Raw genomic sequence first — 22,106 nt, 5'->3', positions numbered from 1 at the left:
CCACAGGGTCCGCGATCAACTTCAGCTTTTCTTCTTAGGTTTCAGGTACTTCATCAACCCCTGGAACCAGATCACCAGCGCCGGATTACCCTTGATCTGGATGCTCTTGTCCTGAATCCCCTGCATGAACGCCAATTGCTTGTTCTTCGCCTGCAGGGTTTCAAAACCGAAGGCCGCGTCCTTGAACGCAATGGCGAAGGCCGGCTCCGGGTGAGTTCCGCCACTGCTGCGGATACGGCTGTCCTTCACGATGAAATGACGAGCAACCTTGCCGTCCAGCGTCTGCAACTGGAACACCAGCTCCTTGTCCTTGAGTTGCTGCTGGAACGCCGGGTTGTTGCGACTGGCCCGGGCCATCAACAGCCCCATGGCCCAAAGAAGAAAGCGGAACTTCATGAATGCGCCTCGGTGAAAAAATGACTGCCGGGCGCAGTTTATCCTTTTAATGAACGAAAGCTACTGATCCCGCAAACAAAACGGGCATCCCCAGGATGCCCGTTTGACTGCATTCGACGAATCACGCCATCAGTTGACGCTTTCCTTCAGGGCCTTGCCTGGTTTGAACGCCACGGTATTGCTGGCCTTGATTTTCACCGGCTCGCCGGTTTGCGGGTTCTTGCCGGTGCGGGCGCCGCGGTGGCGCTGTTCGAAGGTGCCGAAGCCGACCAGGGTCACGGTGTCCTTCTCGCTCAACGCCTTTGTGATCTGCTCCAGGACCGCGTCCAATACCACGCTGGCCTTGGCCTTGGTGAGGTCGGCCTTTTCGGAGATGGCTGCGACGATTTCGTTTTTGCGCATGGTGAAGCCTCTTTGACGGAATTTTTGTTGTTATGCCGTGCTGCCCTCGAAGGCAGCGCCCAAGGCACCGCAGGCTCTAGCCTGCGGCAGACGGAAGTGAGGATGGCACGCCGCCAAGGACCGCGCCAGTCTCGAGGCGGCCATTGAACGGGCAATGGAATGGTAAAACCGACAGAACGACTGGTATTTACGCCAGCAGGGGCGGAAGCTGGCGATTCAGGGCCAATTTCTCCATGACCGCCGCACCGGTAAGGGCATAACCGAGTAACTGGCCCCGGGCATCGTGGCAGAGCACCTTCAGGTCGCTGCCCTGACCTTCCACGGTCCATGTGCCCTCGTTGCCGAACGCTGGCGGCGATACCACCAGGGGACAAACCGGCGTCTTCACCGTGATCGGCATAGGTCCATAGGCAACCGTGGCGGGATGCCCGGCCAGCGTCTGTGCCAATGCACGCGCGCAGCTCATCAGCGGCATCACGTAGAGCAGATTGAGCCCCTCGACCTCGGCACAGTCACCTAAAGCGAAGATATTGGCGTGGGAAGTGCGCAGCTGCCGATCTACCACCACCCCGCGGTTGATGCGCAAGCCGGCCGCTGCAGCGAGGTCGGTACGTGGTCGCAAACCGACAGCCGATACCACCAGATCGCAGGCAATCACCGAACCGTCCGACAGGTGCGCCTCCAGGCCCTCGCCTGCCCGTTGCAAGCGGGTCAGCACCGGCCCCAGGTGGAACCGCACTCCCAGCCCTTCCAGGCCGGCCTGGACCGCCGAGGCAGCGGCCGGGTGCAGCAAGGTCGGCATGACCTGCTCGCACGGCGCCACGACGTCCACCTCGAAGCCGCCCAGGCTCATGTCGTTGGCGAACTCGCAGCCAATCAATCCGGCACCGAGAATCAGCACCCGGCGCTTGCCTGCCGCGGCAACACGGAAGCGCGCATAGTCCTCCAGGTCATTGATCGGGAACACGGCGTCAACGCCGTCGCCCTCCACCGGCACCCGCACGGTTTCCGCGCCCCAGGCCAGCACCAGGTCGCGGTAGTGCACCTGCTCTTCACCGATCCACACACGCTTGTGACCGGGATCGATGCCGCTGATGCGAGTGTGGGTGCGGATCTCGGCCTTGAGTTGCTCGGCCATGGCCCCGGGCTCGGCCATGCTCAGGCCGTCGGCGTCCTTGTGCTTGGCAAAACCGGTAGACAGCATCGGCTTGGAATAGGAGCGACCGTCGTCCGCAGTGATCAGCAGCAACGGCGTTTCGCCGTCGAGCTTGCGAAATTCGCGAGCGAGGTTATAGCCCGCCAGTCCGGTGCCGATTATCACTACGGGATCGGTCATGCCTTGAAAATCCTTGTCGGGGGTGGAATAGGGATCAGCCGATGGCGATCATTTCGAAGTCGGTCTTGCCGACGCCGCAGTCCGGGCACAGCCAGTCTTCCGGTACGTCTTCCCAGCGCGTGCCAGGCGCGATACCGTCATCCGGCCAGCCCTCGGCTTCGTCGTAGATCAGGCCGCACACTACGCATTGCCACTTTTTCATCACTGCTTCTCCTCGGGTTCAGGCCAGGCCCGATCATGCTTTTGTGGAAATGGCGATCGGGTCGTCAGCGGGCTTTGTACTGAGCCCGGCCAGGGGATGCAAGCCGGTGCAAGCAAACATGTTAAGCTTCGCCGCTTCTCTGGCCTGTAACCCTCTACCTACCGTGCCAAACGAATACCCGCAAGTTTCCGTCGGGCGCTGGGCGCCATATGCCGAGCGGCTCGCCACGACGACGCCGGCCGCCATCCTCGATTGGTTGTTCGACCAGGGCTCCCTGACCCGCCGCTTGACCCGCCTTTCCCGCGACCATTTTTCCGTAACCCCGCTTTTCGAAGGCTGGCAGGCCCTGCGCGATGACGAATGCCTGGCCCTGGGCTTGGCACCCGGCAGCGAGGGCTGGGTGCGCGAGGTGTATCTGCGTGGGCACGGTGAACCCTGGGTGTTCGCCCGCAGCGTTGCCGGACGCCAGGCCCTGCGTGATGACGGGCTGGACCTGGAAGCGCTCGGCAGCCGCTCGCTGGGCGAGTTGCTGTTCTGCGACCAGGGCTTCGTCCGCCAGGCCATCGAGGTCTGTCATTATCCGCGCGCCTGGCTGCCTGCCGGGCAGGCTGCAGACAATCTCTGGGGTCGCCGCTCGCGTTTCGATCGTGGCGCCCTCGGCGTGCTGGTGGCGGAAGTGTTCCTGCCCGGCCTGTGGCACGCCGCCGAAGCGTTCAAGGAGACCCGCTGATGTACCTGAGCCTGCTCAAATCGCTCAACCGCCTGCACCCCCGGGCCTGGGACTTCATCCAGCTCAGCCGCATGGACAAGCCGATCGGCATCTACCTGCTGCTGTGGCCGACCCTGTCGGCGGTGTGGATCGCCGGCAATGGCTCGCCCTCCGTCGCCAATGTCCTGATCTTCTTCTTCGGTGTAGTGCTGATGCGTGCCGCCGGATGTGCGATCAACGACTTCGCCGACCGCAAGGTGGATGGTCATGTCAAGCGCACGGCCGAACGTCCGCTGGCCGCCGGGCGCATCAGCGCCCGCGAAGCCCTGGCACTGTTCGCCCTGCTGGTCGGCATCAGCTTCCTGCTGGTGCTGTGCACCAACCAGAAGACCGTGCTGCTGTCATTCGGCGCAGTCGCCCTGGCAGCCTGTTACCCGTTCATGAAGCGCTACACCTACTACCCCCAGGTGGTACTGGGTGCGGCGTATTCGTGGGGCATTCCCATGGCGTTCACGGCGGCCAACGGCGAGCTGCCAGCGATCGCCTGGCTGCTGTACATCGCCAACCTGTTGTGGACGGTGGGATACGACACCTATTACGCCATGGTCGATCGGGACGACGACCTGAAGATCGGGGTGAAGTCCACCGCGATCCTGTTCGGCGAGGCCGACCGCACCATCATCCTGTCGCTGCAAGGTGCGTCATTGCTGTGCTTGCTGCTCGCGGGCAATCAGTTCGGACTGGGCGGATGGTTCCACCTCGGGCTGCTGGGTGCAGCGCTGTGCTTCGCCTGGGAATACTGGTCGACCCGGGGACTGGAGCGGGAGGCCTGTTTCAAGGCGTTCCTGCATAACCATTGGGCCGGGTTCATCATTTTCGTCAGCATCGTGGTCGATTACGCCACCCGCTGAAGCGACGCGGATCCTGTGGGAGCGGGTTCACCCGCGATTGATATGGTGGATTCACTACCGCAATCGCGGGTGAACCCGCTCCCACAGGGTCCGCATCTGCCTTTCTATGGTTTGGCCGCGTGCCAGACATCCTTCATGCCATCGCCGGTAGTGTCGCCGGCTTTCTTGTCCTTGATGAAGGTATACAGCGGCTTGCCGTCGTAGGCCCATTGCATGCTGCCGTCGTCGCGCTTGATCTGCGTCCACTTGCCCTCGGCCTTCTCGCCAGCCTGGACCACCAGCGGTGGCCAGTTCTTGGCGCATTCGCCAGCACACATCGACTTGCCACCACTGTCCTTGTCGAAGGTATAAAGCGTCATTCCGGCGTGGTCCACCAGCATGCCGTTCTTCTCCATGGCCGGCGCGGCCAGTGCCACGCCCGGCAGCGCCAGGGTTGCACAGAGAGCCATCCAGTTCAGCGTATGTCGTGTCATTGGATTCACCGTGTCGTTCTTGAAGTGCGGGATCTAAAGCCTAGCCCAGTAACCGAATGTTGCTGCAACGTCCCCGGACTTGTCACACAGCTGCAATAATTCCGTTATCTAATGCGGGCCAAGACACCTGAAGCTGGGAAGAGGTTTGAGCATGGTTGGCAGGAACATTCTGATCGTCGACGACGAAGCGCCCATTCGCGAAATGATCGCCGTTGCCTTGGAAATGGCCGGCTATGACTGCCTGGAGGCGGAGAACTCCCAGCAGGCCCACGCCATCATCGTCGACCGCAAGCCGGACCTGATCCTGCTCGACTGGATGCTGCCGGGCACCTCCGGCATCGAACTGGCCCGGCGCCTGAAGCGCGACGAGCTGACCAGCGACGTACCGATCATCATGCTGACCGCCAAGGGCGAGGAAGATAACAAGATCCAGGGCCTGGAAGTCGGCGCCGACGACTACATCACCAAGCCATTCTCGCCCCGCGAGCTGGTCGCTCGCCTCAAGGCGGTGCTGCGCCGCGCAGGCCCGACCGACGGCGAAGCGCCGATCGAGGTCGGTGGCCTGCTGCTCGACCCCATCAGCCACCGCGTGACCATCGACGGCAAGCCGGCCGAGATGGGCCCGACCGAATATCGCCTGCTGCAATTCTTCATGACCCACCAGGAGCGCGCCTATACCCGCGGCCAGTTGCTGGACCAGGTCTGGGGCGGCAACGTCTACGTCGAGGAGCGCACCGTCGATGTGCATATCCGCCGCCTGCGCAAGGCGTTGGGTGATGCCTACGAAAATCTGGTACAAACCGTCCGTGGTACCGGCTACCGCTTCTCGACCAAGGGCTGACAAGCGCCCAGGCCCCAAGCAAGAGCACAGGGAGATCGGCTCCGGCCTCTGATACGGAGCCGATCCGCAAGGATTCCAATTGAACCAGAACTGGCACGGCACCCTGATTCGCCACATGCTGCTGCTGATCAGCGTGTGCCTGATCATCGGACTGATCAGCGGATACTACGGCTGGGCCCTGGCCCTGGGCCTGGCGGTCTACCTGGGCTGGACCCTCAAGCAGATGCTGCGCCTGCACCATTGGCTGCAGGCGCACAAGCCCGACGAGCCACCGCCGGATGGCTACGGCCTGTGGGGAGAAGTGTTCGACAGCATCTATCACCTGCAGCGCCGCGACCAGCGCGTGCGCGGGCGCCTGCAAGCGGTGATCGACCGTGTCCAGGAGTCCACCGCGGCGTTGAAGGACGCGGTGATCATGCTCGACAGCGAAGGCAACCTGGAATGGTGGAACCGCGCCGCCGAGACCCTGCTGGGCCTGAAGACCCCACAGGATAGCGGCCAGCCGGTGACCAACCTGGTCCGCCATCCGCGCTTCAAGGAATATTTCGAGCAGGAAAACTACCTCGAACCCCTGGAAATCCCGTCGCCGATCAGTGACCGGGTGCGCATCCAGTTCCATATCACCCGCTATGGCAACAGCGAGCACCTGATGCTGGTGCGTGACGTGACCCGCATCCACCAACTGGAACAGATGCGCAAGGATTTCGTCGCCAACGTATCCCACGAACTGCGCACGCCGCTGACGGTGATCGCCGGCTACCTGGAAACCTTGCTGGACAACGTCGAAGACGTGAATCCACGCTGGGTGCGTGCCCTGCAGCAGATGCAGCAACAGGGCGGGCGCATGCAGACCCTGCTCAACGACCTGCTGCTGCTGGCCAAGCTGGAGGCCACCGATTACCCCTCGGACAACCACCCCGTCGCCATCGACAGCCTGCTGAACTCGATCAAGGGCGATGCCCAGGCCCTGTCCGGCCAGCGCAACCAGCGCATCAGCCTGGAAGCCGAACCAGGCCTGCGCCTGAAGGGCAGCGAGACGGAACTGCGCAGTGCCTTCTCCAACCTGGTGTTCAACGCGGTCAAGTACACCCAGGACGGCGGCACTATCCGTATCCGCTGGTGGGCCGACGAGCAGGGTGCGCACCTCAGCGTGCAGGATTCCGGGATCGGTATCGACGCCAAGCACCTGCCGCGCCTGACCGAGCGCTTCTACCGGGTCGACTCCAGCCGCGCCTCCAACACCGGCGGCACCGGCCTGGGCCTGGCGATCGTCAAGCATGTGCTGCTGCGCCATCGCGGTCGCCTGGAGATCAGCAGCGTACCGGGCCACGGCAGCACGTTCACCTGCCATTTCCCGGTCGCCCAGCTGGCCCCGGCCAAGGCCAGCTGATCCAGCGCGCTTTGCATTTGCGCCCCCAGCCGCTACATTGGCGGATCGTGCCAGCGCAAGCTGGCACCTATTTCTTTCTATTTCAAGAACACGGAATCCTTTAAAACTCCATCATGGAACCTTCCAGTATTAGCCTCGCCTCCCTCTTTGCCGACTTCGGCATGATTCTTTTCGCCCTGCTCCTGGTTCTGCTCAACGGCTTCTTCGTCGCCGCCGAGTTCGCCATGGTCAAGCTGCGCTCGACCCGGGTCGAGGCGATCGCCGAGCAGCACGGCTGGCGCGGCAGCATCCTGCGCACCGTCCACAGTCAACTCGACGCTTACCTGTCCGCCTGCCAATTGGGTATCACCCTGGCTTCGCTGGGCCTCGGCTGGGTCGGCGAGCCGGCCTTCGCCCACCTGCTGGAGCCGCTTCTGGCCGCAGTCGGCGTGCAGTCGCCGGAAATCATCAAGGCGGTGTCCTTCTTCAGCGCCTTCTTCGTAATTTCCTACCTGCATATCGTGGTCGGCGAGCTGGCCCCGAAATCCTGGGCGATCCGCAAGCCGGAGCTGCTGTCGCTGTGGACCGCCGTGCCGCTGTACCTGTTCTACTGGCTGATGTACCCGGCCATCTACCTGCTCAACGCCAGCGCCAACGCCATCCTGCGCATCGCCGGCCAGGGCGAGCCCGGCCCGCATCACGAGCATCACTACAGCCGTGAAGAGCTGAAGCTGATCCTCCATTCCAGCCGCGGCCAGGACCCGAGCGACCAGGGCATGCGCGTACTCGCCTCGGCCGTGGAGATGGGCGAGCTGGAAGTCGTCGACTGGGCCAACTCCCGGGAAGACATGATCAGCCTCGACGTCAATGCGCCGCTGAAAGAGATCCTGGCGATGTTCCGCCGGCACAAGTTCAGCCGTTACCCGGTGTTCGACGCCGAACGCGGCGAGTTCGTCGGCCTGCTGCATATCAAGGATTTGCTACTGGAACTGGCGGCCCTGGACCATGTACCGGAGTCGTTCAACCTGGTCGAGCTGGTCCGCCCGCTGGAGCGCGTTTCCCGGCACATGCCGCTGTCGCAGTTGCTCGAGCAGTTCCGCAAGGGCGGCGCGCACTTCGCCCTGGTCGAGGAAGCCGACGGCAAGGTCATTGGCTACCTGACCATGGAAGACGTGCTGGAAGTGCTGGTCGGCGATATCCAGGACGAACACCGCAAGACCGAGCGCGGCATCCTCGCCTACCAGCCGGGCAAGCTGCTGGTGCGCGGCGATACGCCGCTGTTCAAGGTCGAGCGCCTGCTGGGCATCGACCTTGACCATATCGAGGCGGAAACCCTCGCCGGCCTGGTCTACGAGACCCTCAAGCGGGTCCCGGAAGAGGAAGAAGTGCTGGAAGTCGAAGGCCTGCGCATCATCATCAAGAAGATGAAGGGGCCGAAGATCGTCCTGGCCAAGGTGCTCAAGCTCGATTGAGCCCCCTCAAGGGTTGCCGGCGGTGAAGTTCGGCAACCCGCCGATGGGCTGGTTGAACTGGTAGGGAATCGACTCCACCGCCAGCCCGACATTGCGCTGCACCACGAAATGCAGGTGCGGCGCAGTGCTCCTCCCGGTATTCCCCGAGCGCGCCAGCGGCGTGCCATAGGCCACCTGCTGGCCCTCGCGCACCACCACCGAGCCGCGCTGCAGATGCAGGTACACGCCCATGGTGCCGTCGTTATGCAGGACCCTCACGAAATTGCCTGACGGCTGGGTTCCCCGCCCGTTCTGCCGGTTTTCCACCTTCACCACCACCCCGGCCCGCGCCGCTATGATCGGCGTGCCTTCGGGCATGGCGATATCCATGGCGTAACGGCCCTTGGGGCCGAAATGGCTGAAGCGGCCGTTGGGGCCCTGGGTCAGACGGAAGGGCCCGCCGCGCCAGGGCAACGGATAGCGATAGGCCTGCGGCCGCAGGGCGGGATCGCCGAGGGCGGTACGCAGGGTGTCCTTGTAGCTGATCTTCTGCCCTGGCTGGATCGCCGTCAGCCCGGCCAGCGCCACCGTGGCCCGCGCCGGAATCACCCGGCGCACCACCCGCGGCCCCGCTTCCCGGGCATTGCCCAGGCGCTCCAGGCGCAATTCGACCTCCACCGGGGCGTACAGCTCGTTGTAGACGGAGAAATGCACGCCGCCGGGATGGGGCGTGACTTGCAGATGGACCTGGCTATCGAGTTTCTCGTCCATGCGGTCGCGGAAGATGAACGGCCGCGAGCCGGCGATCGGCCGATCGGAATAGGTGACCACGCCGAAGGCGTCCCTGTGTTGGTAGATGGTCTTGGCCAGCGCCGGTCCGGCGGCGAACAGCAATGCGCAGAACAGCAGCAGGCGAACGGGCATGACGGGAGGCCCTCCGACGACGGTTTTTCTTGGGGTTGTCGTCGAAGACTAGCAGCGGGGGATCGCGCGGGAAGCCGTGGAAATGGCTTGAGAGGGTTGCAGCCGATCAGCGGTGGCAATTTGCCGCTAAACGGCCATATCTCTGAAAGCGACGCGTACCCTGTGGGAGCGGGTTCACCCGCGATTACGGTAGTGAATTCACCGACGTAATCGCGGGTGAACCCGCTCCCACAGGGTACGCGTTGCCTTTAAGTCAGGCGCTCGGAATGTACTGCTTCTGCGCCGTACCGCGAGCGATCAACCGCGACAGGTAGTCGAGCTTCTGCGCATCCTGGTCGACGAAGCGGAAGATCAGTTGCAGCCAGTCGCTGTCCGGCTTCGGCTCCATGGCCGCGACCGAGTGCAGGTAGCCGTTGAGACGGGCGATCTCGGAGTTCTCGCCTTGCTCCAGGTCGAGCACGGCGCCTTCCAGCACTTGCGGCAGGGCGTCGCTGCGGCGTACTACCAGCGAGGCTTCCTTGAGGGTCAGGGCCTTGATGATGCACGGCTGGTTGCCGCTGGACAGGCGCAATTGACCCTGGCCACGGCCACTGGGAGACGCCGCCTGGGCCTGGGGCGCAGGCGCGTTGATCAGCGGCTTGGCAGCAGGCGCCGGAGCGGTCGTTGCCGCGGCGGTCTTGGGTGCATTGCCGGTCAGGGCCGACAGCGAATCATTGGCGAAGCCGGTGGAGGTACGCGCCGGGCCACCCGCCATGGCGGCTTCCAGCTTGCCGACCTTGGCCAGGGCCTTCTTCACCTTGGTCAGCAACTGCTCGTTGGTGAACGGCTTGCCGACATAGTCCGAGACGCCGGCGTGAATGGCCTGCACCACGTTTTCCTTGTCGCCACGGCTGGTCACCATGATGAACGGTAGGGCCTTGAGCGCATCCTGCTGGCGGCACCACGTGAGCAACTCGAGGCCGGACATCTCCGGCATCTCCCAGTCGCACAGGACCATATCGAAGACGTCCTTGGTCATCAGGGTCTGGGCCTTGCGCCCGTTGACCGCATCCTCGATGACCATGCCGGGAAAATAGTTACGCAGGCATTTCTTTACCAGGTCACGGATGAACGGCGCATCATCCACAACAAGCACACTGACTTTACTCATCGCCACTCCTTCCATATCCCGACTAGCATAACGTTGACTGATGGCCATTTGCCAAAACTTCGGTCACGCCGGGACAACGACACATTCGTTCGCGGGTGCCTTCAATTGCGCTGCCGCAAACGAAAACGCCCGGCCAAAAGCCGGGCGTCAGTTCTTGGGGCAGTCTTATTTATCGTCAGATTCGGCCGGAACATTAGCTTTTTCGACGCCCTGCACCTCTTCTTTCATGCGCTTGAGGCCCATGTGCCGGACGTCGGTGCCACGCACCAGGTAGATCACCAGCTCGGAGATATTGCGCGCGTGGTCGCCGATCCGCTCCAGCGAGCGCAGCGCCCAGATCACGCTGAGCACGCGGGAGATCGAACGCGGGTCTTCCATCATGTAGGTGACCAGCTCGCGCAGGGCGGTCTTGTACTCGCGGTCGATGGTCTTGTCGTACTGGGCCACGGACAGCGCAAGGTCGGCATCGAAGCGGGCGAAGGCATCCAGCGCGTCACGCACCATGTTGCGCACCTGGTCACCGATATGCCGGACCTCGACATAGCCACGTGGCGACTCGCCTTCCTCGCACAACTGGATGGCGCGGCGGGCGATCTTGGTCGATTCGTCACCGATGCGCTCCAGGTCGATCACCGACTTGGAAATGCTGATGATCAGGCGCAGGTCGGACGCAGCCGGCTGGCGACGGGCAAGAATGCGCACGCACTCTTCGTCGATGTTGCGCTCCATCTGGTTGATCTGTTCGTCGACTTCACGCACCTGCTGGGCCAGGCCGGAGTCGGCCTCGATCAGCGCGGTGACCGCGTCGTTGACCTGTTTCTCGACCAGGCCGCCCATGGCCAGAAGATGGCTGCGCACCTCCTCGAGCTCGGCGTTGAACTGCTGGGAGATGTGATGGGTGAGGCTGTCTTTATCGATCATGCTTTCGCTCCGCGAGGAAGCTTCCAGCCCCAGGCTGCAAGCTCCAAGTCATTCGTTTCTGTCCTGCGAACCGCGCGCTGCCCGGGCCGGACCTAGCCGTAGCGACCGGTGATGTAGTCTTCGGTCTGCTTCTTCGCCGGGTTGGTGAACAGGGTGTCGGTGTCGCCGAATTCCACCAGTTTGCCCATGTACATGAACGCGGTGTAGTCGGAGACCCGCGCTGCCTGCTGCATGTTGTGGGTCACGATGACGATGGTGTACTTGGACTTCAGCTCGTAGATCAGCTCTTCGACCTTGAGGGTGGAGATCGGGTCGAGGGCCGAGCAGGGTTCGTCGAGGAGCAGGACTTCCGGCTCGACGGCAATGGTCCGGGCAATGACCAGACGCTGCTGCTGGCCACCGGACAAGCCCAGTGCCGAGTCGTGCAGACGGTCCTTCACTTCGTCCCACAGCGCGGCGCCCCTCAGGGCCCATTCGACGGCTTCGTCGAGCACGCGCTTCTTGTTGATGCCCTGGATGCGCAGGCCGTAGACCACGTTCTCATAGATGGTCTTGGGGAACGGGTTGGGCTTCTGGAACACCATGCCGACGCGGCGACGCAGCTCGGCGACGTCCTCGCCTTTGCGGTAGATGTTGTTGCCGTACAGGTTGATGGCGCCCTCGACGCGGCAACCATCGACCAGGTCGTTCATGCGGTTGAAGGTGCGCAGCAAGGTCGACTTGCCGCAGCCGGACGGGCCGATGAACGCGGTCACGCGCTGCTTGGGGATGTTCATGCTGACATCGAACAGGGCTTGCTTGTCGCCGTAGAACAGGCTCAGGCCCGGGACTTCGATGGCCACGGTTTCTTCGGCCAGGCGCAGGCTCTGCTTGTCGCGACCCAGGGCGGACATATCGATGCCGTGGGCGTGGGATTCATGCTGCATGGTAAGACTCCATACGCTATCAATTTCGTTTCATCGGGCCGCCCGGGACGGGACACGGACGGCGCTAGCAAGGGTGCGGCGATCAGCTGTCCAGCGCCTTGTACTTCTCGCGCAGGTGGTTGCGGATCCATACGGCCGACAGGTTCAGGGTGGCGATCACCAGGACCAGCAGCAGCGCAGTGGCGTACACCAGCGGACGGGCCGCCTCGACGTTCGGGCTCTGGAAGCCCACGTCGTAGATGTGGAAGCCCAGGTGCATGATCTTCTGGTCCAGGTGCAGGTACGGGTAGTTGCCGTCCACCGGCAACGAAGGTGCCAGCTTGACCACGCCCACCAGCATCAGCGGCGCCACTTCGCCAGCGGCGCGGGCCACCGCCAGGATCATGCCGGTCATCATCGCCGGGCTGGCCATCGGCAGAACGATCTTCCACAGCGTCTCGGCCTTGGTCGCACCCAGGGCCAGCGAGCCCTCGCGCACGGTGCGCGGGATACGCGCCAGGCCTTCCTCGGTGGCCACGATCACCACCGGCACCGCCAGCAGTGCCAGGGTCAGCGAGGCCCAGAGCAGGCCCGGGGTGCCCAGGGTCGGTGCCGGCAGCGCTTCGGGGAAGAACAGGCGGTCCAGCGAACCGCCCAGCACGTAGACGAAGAAGCCCAGGCCGAACACGCCGTAGACGATCGCCGGCACGCCGGCCAGGTTGTTCACGGCGATGCGGATCAGCCGGGTCACCGGGCCCTGGCGCGCATATTCGCGCAGGTAGACCGCCGCCAGCACGCCGAATGGGGTGACGATCACGGCCATGATCAGGGTCATCATCACGGTGCCGAAAATGGCCGGGAAGATACCGCCCTCGGTGTTGGCTTCACGCGGGTCGTCGCTGAGGAATTCCCAGACCTTGGCGAAGTACACCCCAAGCTTGGTGAACAGGCCCATGCCGTTGGGCTGGTAGGCATGCACGATCTTGCTCAGGTTGATTTCCACTTCGCGACCGTTGCCGTCACGGGCGACCATCGAGTCGCGGGCGAAGTCCCGGTGCAGGTTGCCGAGGCGCTCCTCGATGGCCTTGTAGCGGTTGTTCAGCTCGGCGCGCTCGGACTCGATATCGGCCTGGGCGGTGGCGTCCAGCTTGCCTTCCAGCTCCAGTTTGCGACTGTGCAGGCGCAGGCGTTCGAGGCCATGGTTGATGGCGCCGATATCCTTCTTCTCCAGCGTCTGCAGGTCGCTGGCCAGCTTGTCGGCACGGGCCAGGCGGCTTTGCAGTTCGGCCCAGGCGGCCGGGCCGTCGGCGACCACCTTGCCGTTTTCCTTGACGCTGACCAGGTAGCCGTAGAAGTTGCCCCACTCGCGGCGCTCCAGGGCGATCAGCTCGGCCGGGCGCTGCTCGTCGGCCAGCCACTCACCGACCACCCAGGTGAAATCACTGCCGTTGAGGTCGCGGTTGCCGACCTTGATCAGCTCGCGGGTCATGAATTCCGGGCCGTCGTCCGGCACCGGAAGGCCGGCACCCTTGAGGCGCGCGCGTGGCACTTCTTCTTTCTGAACCACCTCGCCCACCACCACCTGCGCCGGCTGGCCCGGCACGTTGTAGCTGGCCTGGACCAGGTCGGCGGGCCAGAAGTGGCCCAGGCCGCGTACGGCGATGACGGCGAGCAGGCCGATGGTCATGATGACCGCGATGGCGACCGAGCCACCGCTGATCCAGACACCGGGAGCGCCGCTCTTGAACCAGCTTTTAAGGGAATCCTTTTTCACGGATCGCTACCTTCTCTATCAAAGCGACGAGTATTTCTTGCGCAGACGCTGGCGAATCAGCTCGGCCAAGGTGTTCATGACGAAGGTGAACATCAGCAGCACCAGCGCCGCCAGGAACAGCACGCGGTAATGGCTGCCGCCGACCTCCGACTCGGGCATTTCCACCGCGACGTTGGCCGCCAGGGTGCGCATGCCCTCGAACAGGTTCAGCTCCATCACCGGCGTGTTGCCGGTGGCCATCAGCACGATCATGGTTTCGCCCACGGCGCGGCCCATGCCGATCATCAGCGCCGAGAAGATGCCCGGGCTGGCAGTCAGGATGACCACCCGGGTCAGGGTCTGCCAGGGCGTGGCGCCCAGCGCCAGCGAGCCCAGGGTCAGGCTGCGCGGCACGCTGAACACGGCGTCCTCGGCGATCGAGTAGATGTTCGGAATCACCGCGAAGCCCATGGCGATACCGACCACCAGGGCGTTGCGCTGGTCATAGGTGATGCCCAGGTCGTTGGTGATCCATAGGCGCATGTCGCCGCCGAAGAACCAGGTTTCCATGAACGGGCTCATGTACAGGGCGAACCAGCCGGTAAACAGGATCACCGGGATCAGGATCGCCGCTTCCCAGCCATCCGGCACGCGCAGGCGGATCGACTCCGGCAGGCGGCTCCAGCCGAAGCCGGCGACCAGGATGCCCAGCGGCAGCAACAGCATCAGGCTGAATACGCCCGGCAGGTGAGCCTCCAGGTACGGTGCGAGGAACAGGCCGGCGAAGAAACCGAGGATCACCGTCGGCATCGCTTCCATCAGTTCGATCACCGGCTTGACCTTGCGCCGCATGCCCGGGGCCATGAAGTAAGCGGTGTAGATGGCGGCGGCAATCGCCAGCGGAGCGGCCAGGATCATGGCGTAGAAGGCGGCCTTGAGGGTGCCGAAGGTCAGCGGCGAGAGGCTCAGCTTGGGTTCGAAATCGGTGTTCGAGGCGGTGGATTGCCAGACGTACTTGGGCTCGTCGTAGTTCTCGTACCAGACCTTGCCCCACAGGGCGCTGAAGGAAACTTCCGGATGCGGGTTCTTCAGGCTCAGCGGCTGCAGCTTGCTGCCGTCCTCGATGAACACCCGGTTGGCCCGCGGCGACAACGCCAGGATGCCCGGGCCGTCGACCACCTGCTCGATCAGCAGGGTGCGGTGCGCGGTGCTGTGGAATACGCCGAGCTTGCCGCTGGCATCGAGGGCGATGAAGCCCTTGCGGCGCTCTTCGGCGTCGATCTGCACGATCGGCGAGTCGCCCATCCTGAAATCGCGGATGCGCTTGAGATGCTGCTCGCCGTCCGGGTCACGGGCCATGAACCACTGGGTCAGGACGCCCTTGGAGTCGCCGGTGATCAGCGAGATGCCGCCGACCAGCTGGGCGCTGGCGGTGATCTCGGCGTTGCCGTCCTCGGCCAGCTTGTAGCGGCCGTTGAGGCTTCTCTCGCGCAGGCTGAACACATCGGCCTGGGCGCGACCGTTGATGACGTACAGCCATTGCTGGCGCGGATCGACGAAGATCTGCTTCACCGGCTCGGTCATCTGCGGCAGGTCGATGCGTTCCTGCTCGTTGCTGACCTCACCGGTCATCATGTTTTCCGAGCGGCTCAGCCGCAGCACCTGCAGATGCGCGCCGGCAGACCCGGTCAGCAGCAGGGTATCGCCATTGACGTTGAGGCTTACGTGCTCCAGCGCCCTTCCCTGCTCGTCCAGGGCAATGGGCTCCTGGCCGTACGGGTAGTCGATGGCGGGGGTGATGGTCTTTTTGTTGTCCGGGTAGGTGATCTTGTAGGTGTGGTGGAACACCAGCACCTGGCCATTGGAAAGGCCCAGCACGACCAGCGGGCTACCTGGCTGGTCGGCACCGATGGAGGTCACCTGGACACCGGCCGGCAGGGGCAGATCGACACGCTTGAGCTCGGCGCCGCTCCTGGTGTCGAAGAACAGGGCCTGGCCCTTGTCGGAAACCCGCATGCCGACCAGGTTCTGCTCTTCCAGGGCAATCATCAGCGGCTTGCCGGCGTCCTGCTGCAGCCAGGCGGGCTGCAGGGCCGGCTTGCTGGTCAGGCTCGCCCCCTGGAACAGCGGCACTACCACGTAGGCCAGATAGAAGAAGATCAGGGTAATGGCCGCCAATACAGCGAGCCCGCCCACCAGTACATACCAGCGGGTCAGGCGATCCTTGAGCGCACGGATGCGGCGCTTGCGTTGCAGCTCGGGCGTATTGAAGTCAATCCGCACGGGAGAAGAGTTTTGGGTCATTGTGGAGTTGGCCAGATCATTCATGCGCACACACCCTAGCGGTCCCATATGACAGAAACATGACAATGCGGTGACGCAAAAAAGCCCGCCGCACAGGTGGTTCTGGCAGCGGACTGGAAATTTGCCGCTGGGGCCCGGCGTCCACCGGGCCCCACGAGATCACAGGTTAGTTTTTTGCGACACCGGCGCTGTGGGACAGGCCCAGGTCAGCCAGGGCTTTTTCAGCCACTTTGGCTGGCAGCGGGATGTAGCCATCCTTCACCACGACCTGCTGACCGGCCTGGGACAGGACCAGCTTGACGAACTCGGCTTCCAGCGGGGCCAGAGGCTTGTTCGGCGCCTTGTTGACATACACGTACAGGAAGCGCGACAGCGGGTAGGTGCCGTTCAGGGCGTTGGTTTCGTTGTCTTCGACGAATTCGCCGCCTTCTTTCTTGGCCAGGGCTACGGTCTTGACGCTGGCGGTCTTGTAGCCGATGCCGGAGTAGCCGATGCCGTTCAGCGAGGAGCTGATCGACTGCACCACGGAAGCCGAACCTGGCTGCTCGTTGACGTTAGGCTTGAAGTCGCCTTTGCACAGGGCTTCTTCCTTGAAGTAGCCGTAGGTGCCGGATACCGAGTTGCGGCCGAACAGCTGCACCGGCTTGTTGGCCAGGTCGCCGGTCACGCCCAGGTCGCCCCAGGTCTTGACGTCGGCCTTGGCGCCGCACAGGCGGGTCGAGGAGAAGATCGCATCGACCTGGGCCATGGTCAGGCCCTTGATCGGGTTGTCCTTGTGCACGAACACGGCCAGGGCATCGACAGCCACTGGGATGGCGGTAGGCTTGTAGCCATATTTCTGCTCGAAGGCCTGCAGCTCGACGTCCTTCATCTTGCGGCTCATCGGGCCCAGGTTGGCGGTGCCTTCGGTCAGCGCGGGCGGTGCGGTAGAGGAGCCGGCGGCCTGAATCTGAATGTTTACGTTCGGGTACTCTTTCTTGTACGCCTCAGCCCACAGCGTCATCAGGTTGGCCAGGGTATCGGAACCAACGCTGGACAGGTTGCCCGACACACCGGTGGTCTTGGTGTAGGTCGGAATGGCTGGATCAACAGCGGCGACCGCATTGGCGGTGGCAACGCCAGCGGCGACAAAGGTCAGGGCCGCCATCAAACGCTTCAGTTTCATGCCTTGCTCCTAGCAGGAATTCGGGGGTGAGATGGATCGGGGCCCAGTATCTGTAGGGCGCATGTCTAATCTATGACTGGATTGTGACAATTAGATTAAAGGCCATCATTCATTATGTCGGGACGCCCCTGCCGCGCTTGCACATAAGATACAGCGGCTCCAGGCCGCTGCCTGTCGGGAAGACCAGGATGCAGTCATCGAACCTCACCTGGCCGACAGCGCTCAGGGGCTCCAGCAAGGGCGTCTCGGGCAGGTCGATCACGCCGCCCACCTGACGCGCTGCGGACTGGCCGCCGATCGCCCTGCTCCAGCGCAGTTCCATGGACGACAACCCTGAAACCGCATGGCTGAGCGCCTGCCCCACCGCTACCACCTTGACCTTCGCAGACAACTCGCTGCCGCTGGTGGGTGTCAGGCAGATCTGTTGCATTGCCGTGATCTCTTTTAGCCCGACAACGATCTTCCGCCGTTCGACCGGAGCGGATCGGGAGAACAGGCGATAAGGCAGATCGACCTCGGCGCCGGAGCGGGCCAGCGCTTCCCAGTCGTGGCCATCAATGGGCATCAGATCACCAAGCGGCACGCTGACCGCGTACTCGCTGCGCGCCTTCCAGTGCTCGAAGAAGAAGCCGGCGACACCGCAGAAGGTGCCCGGATGTTCGTCCTTGAGTGAGGTCGCCTGCCAACTGAACTCGGCCACGGCGGAACGGATGGACTTTTTCATGGCGGTGAGATTTGCAGGGTCATCGATTGCAATGGCTTCGGCGAACATCAATGCCGGACGCAACTGGCAAGCTCGGGATGAAAGCGTCACGACCCTCGCTGTATTTCCGACCTGCACCCCAGGCGCGGACAAGCGGCGGACAAGGTGCTCCTCCGCTGCCGCGAACAGCAGCGTGCAGCGCTCGTGCAACTGCCGATGGCGCTGCTCGGTAGCGGCCATTGATGCCAGATAGCGGCTGCTGCCCGCAGTGATAAGGGCGAGCACCTGGGCCTGGATAGCCGGATCACGGAATGGACTGGTGAGGTTGCGCTCGGCACCGGACCTGGCGAACTGGACCTTCAGTGTCATGGACTCGAGTGCCTTTATCGTCCGGACCATGTCGGTTTGCGCGCTTTCGAGCGCGCTCATTTCCTCTATATGTGCGGCAATGGACCGCGAATCGAGAGGTTGCGCCTGCCAGAGGTCCAGCAACCGGGCAACCTGCTGCACGCCGTCATCGACTGACTTCACCGCCGCATCGATCTGGGCGATCAGTTGGTTGGTCTTGTCCAGTTCCTTGTTCGACTCGGCGACCTTGCGCTCCTGCTGGCTCAAGCGAACAGGCGGCTTGGGCGGGGCCGGTACGGGGTCGTTGCGGAAAGCGGCCTTGCCCTGGCGGTGATGCCACTGACGGACATGAAAAACGATGCTATCGACCGAGTGGGCCGTGCCGGTTTCCAGATATGGCGGATAGAACAGCAGATCGGCACCGATGGGGTCGCCGATGATCTTGTCGAAATGGTCGATCAGTCGGGCGTGGGTGGCGTTGTCCAGGTCGGCGTTCCAGAGGGTCTGGACGAGGGATTTGAATTCTTCGGGGGTGTAGTCGATAAGTGTTGGCTTGAATTCCATTTCAAAGCTCCTTTAATTAATAGAAGCCGCCACGCTGTAAGCGCATGGCGGCCAGCTCTGTTATTTCAACGCAAAAACTACTGTTTTTACTTGCATATCAGCCGCGTACTGAAACTGCAGTAATACTCCAGGGAATAGTTCGTCATCGTACACGTAGAACGCCCAGCCTCCCGTCTGCCCTATAGGCACAGGCATTAAAACCGGAGCCCCAGAAGAGACAGGCTCACCGAACAAGTCGAGAACCATCTCCTGGTCCATTCCCGGAAAAAAATCTCGGGAAGCTCGCCTTTATATACGCTAGTGCCTTCGTATGTTTCTTTCAGCGTTATGTGCAACGCCTTCAACACTTTATTCTCCGCCAGAAAATCCAACCCAAGGCCTTCCTCTGGAAGGATGTAAACACTCTCAGAGCCAGGGTAGATTTCGCTAAACTCTACCTCTGGAAAAATATTCTCCGCAGCAAGTTCTGCATAAGGTCGACCAAGAAATCCAACGATTTTATCGATATCGTCCTTCTTCATTTTATCCACCCTTGCTGTCTTTGCAGATCATGTATTTTTTGCCTGGCCTGCTCAATTTTCGATTCTTCCAGCCCATGTTCAATAAGCCCCGGCTTTATCGCATCGAAATTTCTGTCGATAGCGGATTTTAAATCAAGAGCATCGGCGTTCTGCTTCTCCTTGGTATTTCTCCCACCGTAGGTTTCACTGAATTTCCTGTGAACTTCGCTAGGGATCGCAATACCAGGTGCCTTGGAGATTGCCGCTTTTATGTCCGGACCAGTCATGTTCGGAAACGCTCTCGACAGGTATAGCTGCAATGCTTTCTTCGAAACAATATGATCGATATCCAGACCATCTCCGTTACTGTCTCTCTGCAATTGATCAGCTGGCCCAACATCCAATGGCTCCGAAAAAACCAACCCCGGCGACGGCAGATCATTCCCCTCTCCGTAACCAGGAAGCCTGGACCCGGTCTCCTCCTCGTCCAACCCCGGAAGTGTTTCGATTTGCGGCCGATACGGATCGAGTTCGGCGCCAGGAATGGTCCCGGGTAGCGGCGGCACCAGGGGCAGATCGGTCGGACCGAGCAGCTCGCTGCCCGGCGGCACCAGCGGAGTCCAGGTACGCCGCCCTCCCGAGGAGTGCGCCAGCGATTTCGCGGCCTCGAGTGAAATCGGTTCGCCCAGTTGCAGCCAGGGCGCAAATGGCTGGGGCTGGGCTCGCACACCGAAGGCGCTGGCCGGGCTGTGCAGGCTGAGGCGATCCAGGTCATACGGCGCGTTGCCCAACGCCGCGCTCTGCGAGTACCGCACCTCGAACTCGCGGCGCTCACCTACCCAGGTGCTTTTCGGCGCATAAGGCGCGAGTCCGTTGGCAATACGCCGCTGGTTGATCTCGCTGAACGTCCCGCCGGGGGCGGCTTCTTCGCCAATAGACTGCCACAGCGCCTGCTCGAAACCGGCAAACGACGCGAATTCCCTGCCCCGCAACGTGTCGGCCGCCTGCGCAGGAATCGCCGCCCCGCTCGCCCGGGCGCTGGCATCCCACCAACCCGGAGCGGCAACCTGGCCACCACCACCGACAATGCCCGTGCCGGCTGGCGGTACGTCAAACGAGAAATAGAGAGGCGCCCTGCCGGGGATACAGACGATGCAGTCGTTGATCCGGGTGTCGACACCGGCGGGAATCGCAAGCGCTTGCGGTTCGGAGGACAGCAGGCCGGACGCCGTCTGCACCTGCGGCTTGAGCGGGTCCGCCAATGCGCTGTCAGCCGTGAACACCAGGTCCCGGTCGGTTGCCGCCTGGCCTTCAGCCCGGTAGGTGTTGGTCAACGGATCGAACACCGCGGTTCTCACCGGGACCCCGGAAGAGATTTCATCACCGGTGCTGGCAACGATGATGGCGGTGCTGTTGCCGTGGGCTTCCAGCCTGACCCGATAATCGACCTCGGCCATCCCGCCGCGCTCGGCCAGGGCCTGCAGGTCCTGTCCTGCACGCAGGCCTATGCCCTCGGCAGGGATTCCGATCCCTTGAAGAAGGCGGCGCTGCTCCGGCATCAGCTCGCCGTTGCCCAAGGCCGTGGAATAGGTCGCCGCAGTTACAAATGTCCCAAGCGCCTGACCGGTGCGAATGGCCGCAACCCGGGCAATTTCCCTGATCGAGTCGCCAACCGCTCGCTCGATCGCCGACACCACACCTTCCGCCACCCGGACGCCGTCCCAGGTGAGCAGGCTTCCAGCGGCGGTGGCCGCCATTGGCATGGTCAGCGAATTGGCCTCGCGGATCCGCTTCAGCCGCAGGTTTTCATCCGCCAGCTGCTTGAACCGGACCCGTGCCTCACGCAGTTCCTTGTACTGACGCTGCCGCTCCCATTCCTCCTCGCGGGCCTTCCACACGACTTTCTGCTCGGCGTGACGAGCCGCCAACGCATTGGATCGCTCGGTCAACTGGCGAATGGCTTCGGAGAGCAACTGCGCTTCCTGGGCCGCGATATAGGCCGCTTCCCAGGCCTGGTGGAGTTGCTGGAACGACTGGCTGGAGCTTTGCTGCGCCAGGCGCTCGGCGTAGTCCTGCGGGGAATGCTGGAGCGGATCATGACCGTCGAAAGCCCGAGCCTGCTGGTTCTTGAGCTGCAACTCGGCGGCTTTCGCCGCAATCATCTCCTCGATCACCTGCCGTTCCCGGGTGATCAGGTGCAACTGCCAGCGCTCGCTACCGTCATTGGCGGGATACTTGCGTACGGCCTCCAACTCGGCTTTCAACGTTTGACCAACGTTGCCGAGATTGGCCGCGTAGTGCCTGTCTATCGTTGCCCGGGTGGCTTGCTGGGTCTGCGCGAAGTGCTGCACCCATTGCTGATGAGCAGCGGCCTGGGCGGCGGCCTGGGCAGCGAGTTGTGCCTGCCGCGCCGCTTCGGTTGCGGCTTGTTGCTCGGCGCGGCGCTTGGCGATGGCCGCTGCCCTGGCCTTGGCGCGCTTCTTCGCGCGCTTGCGGCTCGATCCGCCAAAGCCACCGGAAAATCCACTTCCGCCGCCTATGTCGAAAAAGCCCGCGTCCCTCGGTCCTTGCGTTTCGACGGTGCCGTCGCGGATAACCACATCGCCCGTCGTCCTATCGGGAAATAACTTGTCCATACAGAATCTCCTTGTCTGTATGGCGCAGGGTGGCGAGCTGGAGGGGTGCGGCTGGGGTACATGTTTATGGCCGCAAGGCGGCCATATGCATCAATGTATTTCGCAAAGCCCGTTGCAGGATTGCCCTGCAACGGAGGCGTGGC

General features: G+C 62.8%; 20 protein-coding genes. 5 read left to right on the top strand and 15 right to left on the bottom strand.

What is annotated here, in order from left to right; all coding sequences use genetic code 11:
- Window positions 1-21: 21 nt before the first annotated feature.
- The 4 genes from ACKLLE_RS24525 to ACKLLE_RS24510 all read right to left on the bottom strand — a co-directional run bounded on the left by ACKLLE_RS24525 (window position 22) and on the right by ACKLLE_RS24510 (window position 2,336).
- Complete coding sequence (locus ACKLLE_RS24525; RefSeq protein ID WP_064302210.1) at window positions 22-396, bottom strand: hypothetical protein; 375 nt, start codon at window positions 394-396, stop codon at window positions 22-24.
- 129 nt (window positions 397-525) lie between these two features.
- On the bottom strand, window positions 526-798 hold the full coding sequence (locus tag ACKLLE_RS24520) for an HU family DNA-binding protein (protein ID WP_064302209.1): 273 nt from the start codon (window positions 796-798) through the stop codon (window positions 526-528).
- 187 nt (window positions 799-985) lie between these two features.
- On the bottom strand, window positions 986-2,134 hold the full coding sequence (locus ACKLLE_RS24515; RefSeq protein WP_420059316.1) for an NAD(P)/FAD-dependent oxidoreductase: 1,149 nt from the start codon (window positions 2,132-2,134) through the stop codon (window positions 986-988).
- 34 nt (window positions 2,135-2,168) lie between these two features.
- Complete coding sequence (locus tag ACKLLE_RS24510) at window positions 2,169-2,336, bottom strand: rubredoxin (RefSeq protein WP_009394419.1); 168 nt, start codon at window positions 2,334-2,336, stop codon at window positions 2,169-2,171.
- A gap of 118 nt (window positions 2,337-2,454) precedes the next feature.
- On the opposite strand from ACKLLE_RS24510, the gene ACKLLE_RS24505 reads away from it, so the two are divergent.
- Together ACKLLE_RS24505 and ubiA are read left to right on the top strand one after the other, a co-directional pair.
- On the top strand, window positions 2,455-3,066 hold the full coding sequence (locus tag ACKLLE_RS24505) for a chorismate--pyruvate lyase family protein (RefSeq protein ID WP_420059315.1): 612 nt from the start codon (window positions 2,455-2,457) through the stop codon (window positions 3,064-3,066).
- Window positions 3,066-3,956 (top strand): 4-hydroxybenzoate octaprenyltransferase, encoded by an 891-nt coding sequence (gene ubiA / locus ACKLLE_RS24500; protein ID WP_420059314.1) that lies wholly within the window; start codon window positions 3,066-3,068, stop codon window positions 3,954-3,956. The genes ACKLLE_RS24505 and ubiA overlap by 1 nt, the downstream gene beginning before the upstream one ends.
- A 104-nt stretch (window positions 3,957-4,060) precedes the next feature.
- On the opposite strand, the gene ACKLLE_RS24495 is transcribed toward ubiA, so the two are convergent.
- Entirely contained in the window at window positions 4,061-4,429 is a 369-nt protein-coding gene (locus ACKLLE_RS24495; RefSeq protein ID WP_064302205.1) for a COG4315 family predicted lipoprotein, read from the bottom strand.
- A gap of 151 nt (window positions 4,430-4,580) precedes the next feature.
- Between ACKLLE_RS24495 and phoB the strand changes: the two genes are divergently transcribed.
- From phoB to ACKLLE_RS24480, 3 genes are all read left to right on the top strand, one after another.
- On the top strand, window positions 4,581-5,270 hold the full coding sequence (phoB, locus tag ACKLLE_RS24490; RefSeq protein ID WP_009394423.1) for a phosphate regulon transcriptional regulator PhoB: 690 nt from the start codon (window positions 4,581-4,583) through the stop codon (window positions 5,268-5,270).
- A 115-nt stretch (window positions 5,271-5,385) separates the two neighbouring features.
- On the top strand, window positions 5,386-6,660 hold the full coding sequence (gene phoR, locus ACKLLE_RS24485; RefSeq protein WP_425930633.1) for a phosphate regulon sensor histidine kinase PhoR: 1,275 nt from the start codon (window positions 5,386-5,388) through the stop codon (window positions 6,658-6,660).
- A gap of 113 nt (window positions 6,661-6,773) precedes the next feature.
- Window positions 6,774-8,111: a hemolysin family protein gene (locus ACKLLE_RS24480; RefSeq protein WP_009402405.1), complete on the top strand. Its 1,338-nt coding sequence runs from the start codon at window positions 6,774-6,776 to the stop codon at window positions 8,109-8,111.
- A 6-nt stretch (window positions 8,112-8,117) separates the two neighbouring features.
- On the opposite strand, the gene ACKLLE_RS24475 is transcribed toward ACKLLE_RS24480, so the two are convergent.
- From ACKLLE_RS24475 to ACKLLE_RS24430, 10 genes are all read right to left on the bottom strand, one after another.
- Window positions 8,118-9,014: a peptidoglycan DD-metalloendopeptidase family protein gene (locus tag ACKLLE_RS24475; protein WP_420059312.1), complete on the bottom strand. Its 897-nt coding sequence runs from the start codon at window positions 9,012-9,014 to the stop codon at window positions 8,118-8,120.
- Between the two features lie 253 nt (window positions 9,015-9,267).
- Window positions 9,268-10,164: a response regulator gene (locus tag ACKLLE_RS24470; RefSeq protein WP_420059311.1), complete on the bottom strand. Its 897-nt coding sequence runs from the start codon at window positions 10,162-10,164 to the stop codon at window positions 9,268-9,270.
- A 165-nt stretch (window positions 10,165-10,329) separates the two neighbouring features.
- Window positions 10,330-11,085 carry a phosphate signaling complex protein PhoU gene (phoU, locus tag ACKLLE_RS24465; protein WP_009402408.1) on the bottom strand — a complete coding sequence of 252 codons (756 nt, stop codon included), beginning with the start codon at window positions 11,083-11,085 and terminating at the stop codon, window positions 10,330-10,332.
- Window positions 11,086-11,177: 92 nt separating this feature from the next.
- Entirely contained in the window at window positions 11,178-12,011 is an 834-nt protein-coding gene (pstB, locus tag ACKLLE_RS24460; protein WP_064302201.1) for a phosphate ABC transporter ATP-binding protein PstB, read from the bottom strand.
- An 82-nt stretch (window positions 12,012-12,093) separates the two neighbouring features.
- On the bottom strand, window positions 12,094-13,764 hold the full coding sequence (gene pstA / locus ACKLLE_RS24455) for a phosphate ABC transporter permease PstA (RefSeq protein ID WP_420059310.1): 1,671 nt from the start codon (window positions 13,762-13,764) through the stop codon (window positions 12,094-12,096).
- Window positions 13,765-13,782: 18 nt separating this feature from the next.
- Complete coding sequence (locus ACKLLE_RS24450; RefSeq protein WP_420059309.1) at window positions 13,783-16,071, bottom strand: ABC transporter permease subunit; 2,289 nt, start codon at window positions 16,069-16,071, stop codon at window positions 13,783-13,785.
- Between the two features lie 142 nt (window positions 16,072-16,213).
- A complete protein-coding gene (locus ACKLLE_RS24445) occupies window positions 16,214-17,212 on the bottom strand; it encodes a phosphate ABC transporter substrate-binding protein PstS (protein ID WP_009402416.1) in 999 nt (332 codons plus the stop codon).
- 112 nt (window positions 17,213-17,324) lie between these two features.
- Window positions 17,325-18,827: a bacteriocin immunity protein gene (locus ACKLLE_RS24440; RefSeq protein WP_420059308.1), complete on the bottom strand. Its 1,503-nt coding sequence runs from the start codon at window positions 18,825-18,827 to the stop codon at window positions 17,325-17,327.
- Window positions 18,828-19,021: 194 nt separating this feature from the next.
- On the bottom strand, window positions 19,022-19,348 hold the full coding sequence (locus ACKLLE_RS24435; protein WP_420059307.1) for a hypothetical protein: 327 nt from the start codon (window positions 19,346-19,348) through the stop codon (window positions 19,022-19,024).
- Window positions 19,345-21,963 carry an S-type pyocin domain-containing protein gene (locus ACKLLE_RS24430; RefSeq protein WP_420059306.1) on the bottom strand — a complete coding sequence of 873 codons (2,619 nt, stop codon included), beginning with the start codon at window positions 21,961-21,963 and terminating at the stop codon, window positions 19,345-19,347. Before ACKLLE_RS24430 ends, ACKLLE_RS24435 begins: the two co-directional genes overlap by 4 nt.
- Window positions 21,964-22,106: the final 143 nt, after the last annotated feature.

Origin of the sequence: Pseudomonas bharatica (genome assembly GCF_048586865.1) — a bacterium.
Classification (GTDB): domain Bacteria; phylum Pseudomonadota; class Gammaproteobacteria; order Pseudomonadales; family Pseudomonadaceae; genus Aquipseudomonas; species Aquipseudomonas bharatica.
Note: the sequence above shows the minus strand (reverse complement) of the source record. Positions and strands in the feature narration are given on the sequence as shown.